This window comes from Flavobacterium adhaerens (assembly GCF_040045115.1).
Lineage (GTDB): Bacteria > Bacteroidota > Bacteroidia > Flavobacteriales > Flavobacteriaceae > Flavobacterium > Flavobacterium adhaerens.
In genome coordinates this window covers 587,641-599,713 of record NZ_JBDLZX010000001.1, presented here as the reverse complement: position 1 = coordinate 599,713, position 12,073 = coordinate 587,641, and the positions used below count along the sequence as shown (strand labels likewise).

General features: G+C 35.9%; 15 protein-coding genes. 3 read left to right on the top strand and 12 right to left on the bottom strand.

Annotation, left to right across the window (positions count from 1 at the left end; genetic code table 11):
• The first annotated feature begins 59 nt into the window (after nt 1-59).
• Both ABEB18_RS02595 and ABEB18_RS02590 read left to right on the top strand, forming a co-directional pair.
• Nucleotides 60-1,112 (top strand): DUF1852 domain-containing protein, encoded by a 1,053-nt coding sequence (locus ABEB18_RS02595; RefSeq protein WP_348797449.1) that lies wholly within the window; start codon nt 60-62, stop codon nt 1,110-1,112.
• A gap of 26 nt (nt 1,113-1,138) precedes the next feature.
• Nucleotides 1,139-2,170 (top strand): methionine synthase, encoded by a 1,032-nt coding sequence (locus ABEB18_RS02590; RefSeq protein WP_348797448.1) that lies wholly within the window; start codon nt 1,139-1,141, stop codon nt 2,168-2,170.
• A 182-nt stretch (nt 2,171-2,352) separates the two neighbouring features.
• Here the strand turns inward: ABEB18_RS02590 and ABEB18_RS02585 are convergent, their stop codons facing one another.
• Complete coding sequence (locus ABEB18_RS02585) at nt 2,353-3,345, bottom strand: bile acid:sodium symporter family protein (protein ID WP_348797447.1); 993 nt, start codon at nt 3,343-3,345, stop codon at nt 2,353-2,355.
• A 161-nt stretch (nt 3,346-3,506) separates the two neighbouring features.
• Between ABEB18_RS02585 and ABEB18_RS02580 the strand changes: the two genes are divergently transcribed.
• Nucleotides 3,507-3,959 carry an Lrp/AsnC family transcriptional regulator gene (locus ABEB18_RS02580; RefSeq protein WP_348797446.1) on the top strand — a complete coding sequence of 151 codons (453 nt, stop codon included), beginning with the start codon at nt 3,507-3,509 and terminating at the stop codon, nt 3,957-3,959.
• A gap of 371 nt (nt 3,960-4,330) precedes the next feature.
• On the opposite strand, the gene ABEB18_RS02575 is transcribed toward ABEB18_RS02580, so the two are convergent.
• From ABEB18_RS02575 to ABEB18_RS02525, 11 genes are all read right to left on the bottom strand, one after another.
• Nucleotides 4,331-4,537, bottom strand: a complete 207-nt coding sequence (locus ABEB18_RS02575; RefSeq protein ID WP_012025078.1) for a GDCCVxC domain-containing (seleno)protein — start codon at nt 4,535-4,537, stop codon at nt 4,331-4,333.
• On the bottom strand, nt 4,534-5,133 hold the full coding sequence (gene merTP, locus ABEB18_RS02570) for a mercuric transport protein MerTP (RefSeq protein ID WP_072953533.1): 600 nt from the start codon (nt 5,131-5,133) through the stop codon (nt 4,534-4,536). Before merTP ends, ABEB18_RS02575 begins: the two co-directional genes overlap by 4 nt.
• Nucleotides 5,130-5,504: an ArsR/SmtB family transcription factor gene (locus ABEB18_RS02565; protein ID WP_008463711.1), complete on the bottom strand. Its 375-nt coding sequence runs from the start codon at nt 5,502-5,504 to the stop codon at nt 5,130-5,132. Before ABEB18_RS02565 ends, merTP begins: the two co-directional genes overlap by 4 nt.
• Before the next feature lie 133 nt (nt 5,505-5,637).
• The gene (locus ABEB18_RS02560; RefSeq protein ID WP_157498527.1) at nt 5,638-5,811 is read right to left on the bottom strand and encodes a hypothetical protein; all 174 of its coding nucleotides are present in this window, start codon (nt 5,809-5,811) and stop codon (nt 5,638-5,640) included.
• Nucleotides 5,812-5,942: 131 nt separating this feature from the next.
• Nucleotides 5,943-6,500 (bottom strand): RNA polymerase sigma factor SigZ, encoded by a 558-nt coding sequence (gene sigZ / locus ABEB18_RS02555; RefSeq protein WP_348797445.1) that lies wholly within the window; start codon nt 6,498-6,500, stop codon nt 5,943-5,945.
• Nucleotides 6,501-6,592: 92 nt separating this feature from the next.
• Nucleotides 6,593-7,657, bottom strand: a complete 1,065-nt coding sequence (arsB, locus tag ABEB18_RS02550) for an ACR3 family arsenite efflux transporter (RefSeq protein ID WP_348797444.1) — start codon at nt 7,655-7,657, stop codon at nt 6,593-6,595.
• A gap of 1 nt (nt 7,658) precedes the next feature.
• On the bottom strand, nt 7,659-8,273 hold the full coding sequence (locus ABEB18_RS02545) for an arsenate-mycothiol transferase ArsC (RefSeq protein WP_348797443.1): 615 nt from the start codon (nt 8,271-8,273) through the stop codon (nt 7,659-7,661).
• Between the two features lie 42 nt (nt 8,274-8,315).
• Complete coding sequence (locus tag ABEB18_RS02540; protein WP_348797442.1) at nt 8,316-8,789, bottom strand: DUF6428 family protein; 474 nt, start codon at nt 8,787-8,789, stop codon at nt 8,316-8,318.
• A gap of 32 nt (nt 8,790-8,821) precedes the next feature.
• Nucleotides 8,822-9,307 carry a GNAT family N-acetyltransferase gene (locus ABEB18_RS02535; RefSeq protein ID WP_115887032.1) on the bottom strand — a complete coding sequence of 162 codons (486 nt, stop codon included), beginning with the start codon at nt 9,305-9,307 and terminating at the stop codon, nt 8,822-8,824.
• 11 nt (nt 9,308-9,318) lie between these two features.
• Nucleotides 9,319-9,651, bottom strand: a complete 333-nt coding sequence (locus ABEB18_RS02530) for an ArsR/SmtB family transcription factor (protein WP_348797441.1) — start codon at nt 9,649-9,651, stop codon at nt 9,319-9,321.
• A 223-nt stretch (nt 9,652-9,874) separates the two neighbouring features.
• The gene (locus ABEB18_RS02525) at nt 9,875-12,052 is read right to left on the bottom strand and encodes a TonB-dependent receptor (protein ID WP_348797439.1); all 2,178 of its coding nucleotides are present in this window, start codon (nt 12,050-12,052) and stop codon (nt 9,875-9,877) included.
• Between the last annotated feature and the right edge of the window lie 21 nt (nt 12,053-12,073).

Here is a 12,073-nt window from a genome sequence, read left to right as displayed (position 1 = left end):
AAATAATTCGTCTTTTATTTTCAAATTTGCAGGGTAAAAAAACTAAACCTAATCATCAAATGAAAGCGAACATATCAGAAGATTTAAGAATAAACGAAAAGCAGGATATTGAAAATAGCCAAAGTACCATCAAGCATGATTTTACGTTCACATTAAAGAGCACTCGTTTAGATGAAAACTATCATCCCACAGGTGGAACTCGTCTGACTACCAATTTTGCCAACTTGGCCAGAGGAGAGAATCGCCAGCAAAACTTACGAAATGCTTTAAATATGATTAACAATCGATTCAATGCATTGGCTCATTTGGATAATCCAAAAGGTGATCGTTACCTTGTTGAACTTGAAATCATGACAGTAACATTAAATATTGACCATAAGAATGGTGTTGACAATCTACCGATGATTGAAGTTTTAAAAACGAATATTTTTGACCATAAAACGAACCAGTATATAGATGGTGTTGCCGGAAATAATTATTCTTCTTACGTAAGAGATTATGATTTCAGTGTTTTATTGATTGATTACAATAAGGATAAACCTAGTTTTAGTGTTCCTGAAAATTATGGTGATTTACATGGTAAACTTTATAAGTGTTTTGTGGCTTCAGACACTTACAAAGAGCACTTTAAGATGTCACCTATCATTTGTCTAAGTGTATCGAGCAACAAAACTTATACTCGCACTGAGTATCAACATCCGGTTCTAGGTTTTGAATACCTACAGGATCAATATTCTCTTACAGATGAATATTTTGCTAAAATGGGCTTAAAAGTTCGTTTTTTCATGCCTGAGAACAGTGTGGCACCGATGGCTTTTTATCATTCAGGAGATCTACTTACAGATTACACTGATTTAGGACTAATCAGTTCCATCAGCACGATGGAAACTTTCCAGAAGATTTATCGCCCTGAAATTTACAATGCCAATTCAGTGGCTGCGAAAATCTATCAACCTAGTCTTAAACACGAAGATTATTCACTGACTCGCGTAGAATATGACCGTGTAGAGCGCAGCCGACTAGCTACTGAACAAGGTAAATATTGTGAAGAGTATTTCATCAAACCGTACAAGGATATTCTTGAGGAGTGGTCTGCTAATTTTGATCTTTAATTAACATAACTTAAAACTAATATATAATGAGTAAAATAGTATTACCAACCTCAATTGTTGGAAGTTTACCTAAACCTGCCTGGTTGGCACCACCCGAAAAACTTTGGTCACCTTGGAAATTAGAAGGCGATCAGTTAGTGGAAGGAAAACAAGATGCTTTGCGTATCGCATTGCAAGAACAAGAATTATCAGGCTTGGATATCATTTGTGATGGTGAACAAACACGTCAGCATTTCGTAACCACTTTTATTGAACATTTAACGGGAGTAGATTTTGAAAATCGTAAAACGGTGAGAATTCGTAACCGTTATGATGCGAGCGTTCCTATGGTTGTAGGTGATGTTGCCCGTCAAAAAGCTGTTTTTGTTGAGGATGCAAAATTTTTACGCAAACAAACTAATAAGCCAATAAAATGGGCATTACCTGGCCCGCTGACAATGGTAGATACGTTATACGATAGCCATTATAAAAGTCGTGAAAAATTGGCTTGGGAATTTGCAAAAGCACTAAATGAAGAAGCAAGAGAACTGCAAGATGCTGGAGTAGATATCATCCAGTTTGATGAACCTGCGTTTAATGTATTCTTTGATGAAGTAAATGACTGGGGAATGGCAACATTAGAAAAAGCCATTGAAGGTTTAAAATGCCAAACCGCAGTGCATATTTGTTACGGTTATGGCATACAAGCTAATAATGACTGGAAAAAGACATTAGGTTCAGAGTGGCGTCAATACGAAGAAATTTTTCCTAAAATCAAAAAATCTAAAATTGATATCGTATCCTTAGAATGTCACAACTCCAATGTGCCTTTAAATTTAATGGAGCTTGTTCGCGGTAAAAAAGTAATGGTTGGAGCTATTGATGTAGCAAGTAACACTATTGAAACACCCGAAGAAGTAGCAAATACACTGCGCAAAGCTCTTGAGTTTGTTGATGCCGAAAATCTTTACCCTTCTACAAACTGTGGTATGGCTCCTTTGTCTCGAGAAGTAGCAAGAGGTAAGCTAAGTGCTTTAAGTGCAGGTGCGGCAATTATACGCACAGAACTTGCTATTTAGCTCTTTAAGGATTAAGTTAAATTGATTGCTGATTTTTGATTGCTTCGCCAGTTCGCTATCGGCTCTTGTAGCGATTTTTGATTTCAGATGTAAAAACTCCTAAAATACACAAACTAAGTATTTAGCCAAATCGAATCTGAAATCAAAAATCGTTAATTTTCAATACAAAATTTTAGATAATATTATGCTTCTTTTCTTCGGGCCATTTTCTGAGCGATGATGCTGGCGGCAATCAATTGCAGGGCATGGTAAAGCATTAGTGGTAACAAGATAATTCCCGTAATCGTACTGTGTTGAAAGAGTACTTTAGACATAACTGTACCGTGCACCAATGATTTTTTAGACCCACAAAATAAAACCGTAATTCTATCTTCTTCTGAAAATCCTAACAAGCGACTTAGTAGTCCGACACAAAAGAATACTGCAAAAAATAAGGCCATCATTCCAACGGCTAGCCCCAAAAGTTCAAGGGCGGTGAAGCCTTCAAAAAGATTTTCTGAGAAGGACTTACAAAACGAAGTGTAAATTATGGTAAGAATAATTGCTTGATCGAACTGTTTGAGTTGTTTTTTATAGTTTTCGGCAATGGTACCAAAACGGGAGTTAAGACTTATACCAATAATAACAGGCAACAGGACTTGAAGGATTAACTTTATGACAATTTCAGAAACATCAAAATCACCTGTTGCAGAAGCAATGAATAACCCAGCCCACAGCGGTGTAACCACAACTCCTATCAAACTGGAAATACTTGCGTTGAAAATGGCAGCCGGAATATTCCCCTTGGCAATGGAAATCATAACCACTGAAGAAGAAACTGTAGAAGGTAAAGCTGCCAGAAAAAATATACCCAACCAAAGTAACTCGAAGTCGGTATTGATAAATAAAGGACGAGACGCTAGAACAATAAGAGGAAAAAATAAAAAGGTTGTCAACTGAACCACAATGTGCATTTTCCAGTTAGAAAGCCCGGCCTTTAGTTTCTCAACACTCAATCGCAGACCATAAAAAAAGAAAATCAACGATACGCCATAATTGGCAATCTCTTCTAGCGAAATAGGTTCTTTGATCATTCCTGGCTGTGGCAAAAAATAAGCTAACAAAATCATGGTAGCTATCATTAACAGGAAACCGTCGAAACCTACTTTATTTAATACTTCTAATAACTTTTTCAAAGCTCTTGTTTTTTAAAATTTTTATGCTGCAAAAATAAGTTTTGTAGGTCGTTAAATCTTCTATTGGGTTAAAAAAAGGGTTTTGTGTTGTTTTTTTTTATATTTGAAGATAAATATTCTTTATTGTAAATTAATTCAGCATTTTTAAAGTAAAATATTCTATGGAACAGATAGACGAAATAGATCTTAAGTTATTAAATATACTTCACGATAATTCTAAATACACGGTAAAAGAACTTGCCAAGATGGTAAATCTTTCGGCATCACCAGTTTTTGAGCGAATAAAAAGATTAGAAAACAACGGTTATATCAAGAAATATATAGCCCTGCTCGATGCAGAAAAACTAAACAGGGGGTTCATCGTTTTTTGTAATATCAAACTGAAACAGCATGATCGTAATATTGGGAATCAGTTTGTTAGTGACATTATGAAAATAGACGAAATTGTGGAGTGTTACAATATCTCAGGAGATTACGATTTTTTGATGAAAGTTTCTGCCAAAGACATGAAACATTATCAGGATTTTGTTTTTAATAAATTAGGATCAGTTGAAAGTATAGGGAGCACCCAAAGTACCTTTGTTATGGCGGAGATAAAAAATTTGTACGGATAGTTTGAAAAGCTTGCTTATTTGTAACAAAAAAAAAAAGAGACAACTATTTGCTAGTTGTCTCTTTAAGTGACGTTTAGTTCACAATTTACAAATCATTTTATGAACGATTTAAAGAAATTAGCTTATTTTCAAGTGAATTTGTAAGATAATTATTTTAAAAGTTTGTTGATAAGCGGTTTGTATGTATCGTAAGGGTTAAATGTTAAAAATCGTTAATTCAGTAATAGATGTGATTTCTGTCATAATAACTTATAGATTTAAGTTGAAGAGAGCGAAAAAAAATGTCATCAGTAAATTTAAATTATTATTCTTAAAATTTTATAATCAAAATTTGTATATGATAATCTATTGTCCATTAGAAATTATTCAATTTAGCAACATTTTTTATCTTGCTGAATTGGTGGACATGGCACAGTTCCATAACTGCAATATACACAGCAATCACCTTGATTTGGTTTAAGAGTTTGTTTGCAGTTCTCACATTCGTAAAAAAATTGGCATGCATCAGTTGGCATAGTTTCTTCTTTACTGTGGGAGCAAAGGGGGCAGGTTATTATTGATTGTAGAACGATTTTCATTTTAATTTTTTGTTAGTTACTGTATAGCCTGTTGAATTTATTGCTTTTTCAATTTCATTAATAGTAGTTTTGGAATTATCAAATTCTACAATTGCGTTACCATTAGTATAATTTACATTTGAATTTATTATTCCAATCAATTTATTCACTTCGTGATTCACGTGTTTTTCACAGCTGGCACAAGTCATTCCGCTTATTCTAAACTCAGCTTTTTGAGTGCTGGTCTTTTTCACGACCAAGACTTTCTTTTCTGTATTTGGATAAAAAATGCTTGAGTAGTAAGGAAACGAAAGCATGAGGGCTGCAATTACTGTAATTATTCCTAAAAACATTTTTGAATTAACGAATTTAGGATTTTCTTCTCTATCGCAGTTACAGTCTATCAGCTTTTTAGTTTTCAGCTTTTGATACCAAGATAAACCAATAATTATAACAGTCAGGCCGATGAAATAAGGCCTCATTGGTTCAAGCCATGAAAAAGCAGAAGCAATCCCGCTTGTTCCGGCAACTAATGCTAATATGGGAGTAATGCAGCACAATGAAGCAGCTAATGCTGTGAAAAATCCGGCTCCGATCATTTTATTCTCTGTTTTCATATTTTTTCTAAAATTTCATTTTGTGCTAAAATTTCGAAGAAAGGTTTCAGCATTTTTTCATATTCCTTTGTCAATGAATAGAAAATGGTCTGCGCTTCCCGTTTAGTTTCAATAAGTTTTCTGTCTTTTAGTTTCCGTAAGTGCTGTGAAATTGCAGAAATACTCATTTCAAGAATATCACTTATGTCACAGACACAGAGCTGTTTTTCTTCATAAAGTAAAAAGAGAATTCTTAATCTCACATTATTGCCAGCCAATTCAAGCCCACTTGATAAATAGTCAAATGAGGTATTGAGTTCTGATACTCTGTCTTTACAGCGGATTATTTGTTTAATATCTGCTTGCTGTCGTATACAAATTATATCTTCCATAATGCAAATTTATACTTTTTGCTTATTTAAGCAAATGCTAAAATACAAAATAATTGAATTAAAATTTTGAATGATTCCTGCCCATAAAAAAAGACAACTTTTTGAGTTGTCTTTTAAACAGTAAAGCGAAATATTACTTTTTGCAATCTTTCGGAGCACAAGTTCCCGAATCGTCACTACAGCAATGCGTAGAACATTTTTCAGTGCAGTTTTTCTTTGCATCAGTTTTTGATAAGTTCGCATAAGCGAAGATACTTCCAGCAGACAATACCAATGCTGCAAGAGTAATGTACATTTTGTTTTTCATAATTTTAATTTTAATGATTAATACTACTTAAGACGCACTAATCTAAAAATGATGCAGGCTTTGCTGATTTTTTTTTTTTTTAACAGCCTGAATTTTCTATATATGAAGTTTTCAAAAATGATTCGGTGTTATCAGCATTTTCCTCCGCTGCATGATTTTTTAGAGGTAACGTTCATAATATTTCCACGGCGGTCTAATTCAATACTGCAGCAATCCAGAAGCATTTCCTTTAATTTGGATCTGCCTCTTTGCACTCTAGAACGGATGGAAGGGTAGGCAAGGCTGTATTTTTCAGTTAAGTCTTTCTGTTTAATTCCATGTATTTCGCTATCCATGATAATGTCCCGATAGTCTTCCGGCAGCCGCTCAATGAATTTTATTAAACAGCAGTCCAGACTTTCCGAAGTATCAAAATCTGTTTCATGCATAATCTTTTGCATCATACATTCGGTCAGCTCTGATTTCTTATGATTGGAATCTTTTCGGTAATAATCAATAATGGAATTTCTTGTGATTGTGAAAATCCAGCTTTTTAGTTTGCCTTCGTCGGTAAGTGATCCTAAATTCTCGTTTATCTTTATAAAAACTTCCTGCAAAACATCGGATGCATCGTCGGTATCATTTATACGAGCCTTTATATATCTGCCCAAGATGATATAAAACTGATTGTGAATAGTATTTATTTCCAAATTTCTTATTGTTTACAGCGGCAATGAACTTTAAATATGATTTGAAATTTTTCCATCCCCACTTTTAAAAAATCGATTTAAAGACTCGAAGCTCAGTTTGAATAAAATCTTTTTCTGAACCAGAATGCAAGGTTTACGAGTGCTATAAGAGCAGGCACTTCTACCAGAGGACCTATAACTCCTGCAAATGCCTGGCCGCTTTTTATTCCAAACACGCCGATTGCCACGGCAATGGCAAGCTCGAAATTATTGCCAGTTGCCGTAAAAGCTATAGACGCAGACTTTGAATAGTCAGCCCCAAAATATTTTCCAGTGAAAAAACTGATGATAAACATTAAAGTAAAGTAAATCACAAGCGGTATTGCAATACGCACAACATCCATAGGGATCTGAACAATAAGTTCTCCTTTCAGGCTGAACATTACAATAATTGTAAAGAGCAATGAAATAAGTGTAATTGGCGAGATAAACGGCACGTACTTATTCTCAAACCATTCAGAACCTTTTAAAGCTATCAAAGCATAACGGCTTATGATTCCAAGAGCAAATGGAATACCTAGATAGATACCGACGCTCTCGGCAATCTGTCCAATGCTGATATTGACTTCAAAACCATCATATCCAAAATAGGGAGGGAGGATGGTTATAAAAATGTAAGCGTATACACTGTAAAGCAGCACCTGAAAAATACTGTTAAGGGCAATTAATCCTGCTGCATATTCACGGTTTCCGTCTGCTAAATCGTTCCATACCACAACCATTGCAATACAGCGTGCCAAACCGATCAGGATCACTCCAATCATGTATTCAGGATATCCGTTCAAAAACAGGAGTGCTAATAAAAACATTAAGACAGGGCCTACAATCCAGTTCAGGAATAAGGAGGCTCCTAATACTTTGGTATTTTTAAACACCTGTCCCATCTGCTCGTATTTTACTTTTGCAAGAGGCGGGTACATCATCAGGATAAGTCCTATTGCCAATGGAATATTTGTTGTTCCGCTGGAGAAAGAATTGATGAAGTCTCCGCTGGAAGGAATAAAGTACCCTATTGCCACGCCTAGTGCCATAGCAAGGAAAATCCACAGGGTCAAGAAGCGGTCAAGGAAGCCTAGTTTTTTGCGTCCGACGGCTGGTGTACAGTTATTTGCTGACATTTTATTTTTTTATTTGTGAGAATACGTAAAACATTTCAGTTCCTATCTGCAGGCTTCGCTCCAGATAAGTTCCTTTTTGCTGAGGCGTTCCGTCTGAAATCTTTGGATCTTCAAAGGTTATCGGTATTCTTTTCTCGGCGCCTGCTATAAAAGGGCAACCGCCGTCGGCCTGTGAGCAGGTCATTATTGCTGCAAATCCGCTTTCAGGATTGAAATCATCATCATAGGTTTTGGAAAAACCGATGACAGGAAGTTCATCAGCTGAATATTTTATGGAATAAACAGGGTTTGATCCCTCTGAAAGCGTTTTGATCTTAAATCCTGAATCCCCTAAAGTCTCCGCTGCCATTGGGAAAAGGGCAGTAGCCTCGGTTCCTCCTGAATAGCATGAGACGTTTTTGATATCGTAGTATGCAGCCGCAGTCTGCGCCCATACCTGCGAGAGATGGCTTCTTCTGGAATTGTGTGTGCAGATTAGGTTTAGTCTGGTTTCCAGCTTACTGTCCACTTTATCCTGAATAAAGTCTATTAATGGCTGCAGGACTGCTTTGCGATCTTCGGAGATCTGCTTAAAATCAAATGATTTAACGGTATTCTCAATTTGTGAATATAACATAGTTTTTTGGCTGTAAAGTCTTATTAATTATCTTTTTAATGATTAGCAGCATCCTCCGCCCGGAGTGCATGAAGAAGCATTATCAGCATTTAACTGAGATAGTTTTACTTTTGGCTTGTCAGATGGAATACCGCACTGTTCCTGAGCAAGGCAGGCTGTCTGTTTATTAAGCAGAGTGAAGTTTTTGCCGTTAAAATCCAAATCGTATTTACCGATAGTGTTGTTCTGGTATTCCACTTCAATTTCATTGTCTTCAATTCCAAGAACTTTTTCTGAAAGTTCGATTATGTGGATCAGCTTCTGTGGTTTAAGCCTGTGCTCGTAGTCGTTGGCATCCCAAAGCTGAAAATTTACAACAGTTTCTTTTCTAACTGTTCCTCCGCAGTCAATGAAGTTTTTGGTAACAAGACCCACTTCTGTTACGTGGAAATATTCCGGTACAAATGTTCCGTCCGGCAGTTCAAAATTTACAGCTTCTACTGTTTTAAGCACTTCTTTAATTTCTGAAAGTTTCATAATTTCTTATATTTAGTTATACTATATTTTTATTAAATAATAAGGGAGCTTCTTCTTTCAAGAAGCGCAGTATCTCTCCAGGTACCATTTTGTTTTCCGATTTTCTCCCTTGTTCCAAGTATCCTGAAACCTGCTTTTTCATGAATGCGGAGACTTGCCGTGTTCTCAGGAAAGATCCCTGCCTGAAGCGTCCAGATTCCTTCTGCTTCGCTTTGTCTGACAAGTTCATTTAAAAGGGTTAGCCCGATTCCTTTTCCTGAATGTGCGGGATCCACATATACGCTTACTTCTGCTACCCCTGCATAAACGCAGCGGGAAGAAACAGGGGTAAGGGCAGCCCAGCCAATCACCTTGCCATCTTCCTGCATTGTAATTCTGCAGGATGCCAGATGTGAATTGTCCCAGTCTTCCCATGAAGGGGCGCTGGTCTGGAAAGTGGCATTGCCGGTATCTATCCCTTTTTGGTAAATTATTTTTACCTGATCCCAATCTTTGGCCGAAAGTTTTCTGATTTCCATATCCTTTTAAATTAACAGCATTCGCTTTTCTTTTTGGCAAGATGATCTGATATGTGCTGAAAGAAACCTTTTATTTTTTCAAGTCCAGATTCATTGATGCAGTAGCAGATAGAATTTCCTTCGATGCTCCCTTTAATCAAGCCTGCATTTTTCAATTCTTTCAAATGCTGTGAAACCGTCGGCTGTGAAAGGGGAAGTTCATTTACAATATCCCCGCAGATGCAGGCATCTACTTTTAATAAATATTCCATAATTGCAATACGCGCAGGATGGCCTAGTGCTTTGGCTAAAACAGCCAGCTCGTTCTGGCTTTCTGTAAAGTGATCTGTTTTTGTTGCTCCCATCGTTTTATATTTATATTGCAATATTACGATATAAAATTTAATTATCATGCAGTTGAATAAGAAAATTTTCTAAAAGTGCGTTTGTGTGTTTTGCAACATATTGTATATCATATATATATGAAATAAAAAAGACCTTGGAATACCACTCCAAGGTCTCTGAAAATATGGCAATCTTTAGGCGTAATTCCGTAGTCCGAAAAATTGACTGCCACTGTATTTCGCTTTAAATTTTTATCTTTATTCCTGCATTCACAACAAATCCGTCCAGAGGAGCATAGATATCTTTGAAAACAGGATTTGAAATAGGACCTGTATATATGCTTCCAAATTTAGTTTGCCGGGTATCAGTAAAATTTTCAAAATTGGCATAAAGGGAAAAATTTTCCCAAAGCCTTTCTGCCATAAAGCCAAAAATCCAGTAAGCTGTTCCGGTCGTGCCATCACTTAATTTTTGATTGCTGTAATAGTAAGCTTCTAAACCAGCTTTCCATTTATCTTCAACTTCATACATTAAAACATTATTTAATCTGTGTTTTGCGGTAAGAGGATTTTCGGATTTTACTCCATTTGCATTTATAGAAGCATCAGTGAAGGTATACCCCAGAAATAATTTAAAATCTTTATATCCTAATTTCACATTTGTTTCAGTTCCTTTAGTATCCAAATATCCATTAACATTTGCAAACTGATAAAGGTCATCAGGAAGAGAATTTAATATAAGAGGATTATCAACATTCGTGTAGAAAAATAACTGATTCCATGATAAGGAAAGGTCATTGGTAATTTTAGTTTTATAGTTTATATCAAAGTTAACACCGTAGCTTTTTTCAAGTTTATTGAAATCGCTGTTAATAGGCAATACATTTCGATATTGGATGCGTTCGCTTTCTTCTGTAAAAATCGTTGGTGTTTTGTAGCCTAGGCCTCCTCCAATTCTGGATGTAAGCTTAGAATTGAATTTAAATAATGCCGAAATTCTCGGAAGGAGAGAATATCCGTAATCAATTACATAATCACTTCTGAGGCCTGTTTCAATTTCCAGCCATTCTTTTGCTTTTACGGTGTTCTGAAGGAAAGCCCCATATGTTATCTGATTATAATTTCTTAACGGAAAAGCGGTTGGACTGTTTTCAGTAAAGCTGTCCGTATATAAATTTACACCAGCAGCCCATTGAGCAATTTTGCCGTTTTTAGAATAACTGATTTCAGAAAAGGTACTATTCTGCAGACCATCAAATACATAATCAGGAATGGTGATGACACGGCTGAAATTATTAAAACTGTTTTTAATTGTAACCGATTCCTGCTCATTAAATTTATGTGTCAGGGAAAATTGCGTGCTTATTCTCTGTGTTTTATTCTTTTCGAAATAACTGTCAGGATATTTACTTTGATCTTTGATGTACTCAATATTTCCGCCTAAACGGTTTTCAAAAACGGTATTGATGCCGAAATTAAGTTTGGTATTTTCATTAAAATTGACAAAAAGTTTAGGGTTAAAATTAAAACGCTCAAATTTAGGAATAGCTGTAAGCTGTATATGAGCGGGATCATAAGGAGCGTTGCGATCGTGGGAAGCAAAGACAGTTAATCCAATTTTATCAAACTGCTGAGAATAAAATCCATTTATATCCAGTCCAAGAGCTGAAGTTCCATTAATTAAAAATCGCAGCTCCCTTTCTTCGGTCGGGGTTTTAGAAACAAGATTTACTAAACCAGCGATTGCTCCTCCACCGTAAAGAGTAGAGGCGGAACCTTTGATTATTTCAACCTGCTTTAAATCTAATGGAGGAGTCTGCAGTAACCCAAGTCCGCTTGACGCGCCAGAGTATAAAGGAAAACCGTCTTTTAGAATCTGGGTATATCTTCCGTCTAAGCCTTGAATCCTGATGGAAGAATTTCCTGAAGTTGCAGAAGTCTGCTGGGTCTGAATTCCGGTACTTTCATTAAGCATCATACGAATGTCTCCGGGTTTCATATTGGCTTTTTCTTCCAGCTCTTCTCCGGCAATGAATTCAACTCTGGTTGGAATATTGCTGATGGTTCTGGTACCTCTTGTTGAAGTAACAATAATTTCTTCCATTTCTTCAGCCTCTTCTTCCTCGCTCTGCAATTTTATTTCTATAAGACTGACAGTTGAAGGTACTTTAAAAAGCGTTTTATTTGGGGCAAATCCTTCTATTGAAATGGATAATGTGTAATCTCCATCTTTTAAATTTTCAATAATGATGTTGCCATCATTACCAGATAAGATAACGGAATTGGTTTCTTCAATTTTTGCTGAAGCACCTTTTACAGCTTCATTATTATCAGCATTCTTTATATGAAAAGTAATTTTATTCTGTGCCTGCGCAGTGCCAATAGATGTTATTGCCACAATCAGTAAAATATATTTGAGCATTTAGATTTTTCTTAATGGTTA

Bases quoted from the DNA above. Each gene is read 5' to 3' on its own strand.
- ABEB18_RS02595 (WP_348797449.1), top strand. From the start codon at position 60: ATGAAAGCGAACATATCAGAAGATTTAAGAATAAACGAAAAGCAGGAT.
- ABEB18_RS02590 (WP_348797448.1), top strand. From the start codon at position 1,139: ATGAGTAAAATAGTATTACCAACCTCAATTGTTGGAAGTTTACCTAAA.
- ABEB18_RS02580 (WP_348797446.1), top strand. From the start codon at position 3,507: ATGGAACAGATAGACGAAATAGATCTTAAGTTATTAAATATACTTCAC.
- ABEB18_RS02575 (WP_012025078.1), bottom strand. From the start codon at position 4,537: ATGAAAATCGTTCTACAATCAATAATAACCTGCCCCCTTTGCTCCCAC.
- merTP (WP_072953533.1), bottom strand. From the start codon at position 5,133: ATGAAAACAGAGAATAAAATGATCGGAGCCGGATTTTTCACAGCATTA.
- ABEB18_RS02565 (WP_008463711.1), bottom strand. From the start codon at position 5,504: ATGGAAGATATAATTTGTATACGACAGCAAGCAGATATTAAACAAATA.
- ABEB18_RS02560 (WP_157498527.1), bottom strand. From the start codon at position 5,811: ATGAAAAACAAAATGTACATTACTCTTGCAGCATTGGTATTGTCTGCT.
- arsB (WP_348797444.1), bottom strand. From the start codon at position 7,657: ATGTCAGCAAATAACTGTACACCAGCCGTCGGACGCAAAAAACTAGGC.
- ABEB18_RS02545 (WP_348797443.1), bottom strand. From the start codon at position 8,273: ATGTTATATTCACAAATTGAGAATACCGTTAAATCATTTGATTTTAAG.
- ABEB18_RS02540 (WP_348797442.1), bottom strand. From the start codon at position 8,789: ATGAAACTTTCAGAAATTAAAGAAGTGCTTAAAACAGTAGAAGCTGTA.
- ABEB18_RS02535 (WP_115887032.1), bottom strand. From the start codon at position 9,307: ATGGAAATCAGAAAACTTTCGGCCAAAGATTGGGATCAGGTAAAAATA.
- ABEB18_RS02530 (WP_348797441.1), bottom strand. From the start codon at position 9,651: ATGGGAGCAACAAAAACAGATCACTTTACAGAAAGCCAGAACGAGCTG.
- ABEB18_RS02525 (WP_348797439.1), bottom strand. From the start codon at position 12,052: ATGCTCAAATATATTTTACTGATTGTGGCAATAACATCTATTGGCACT.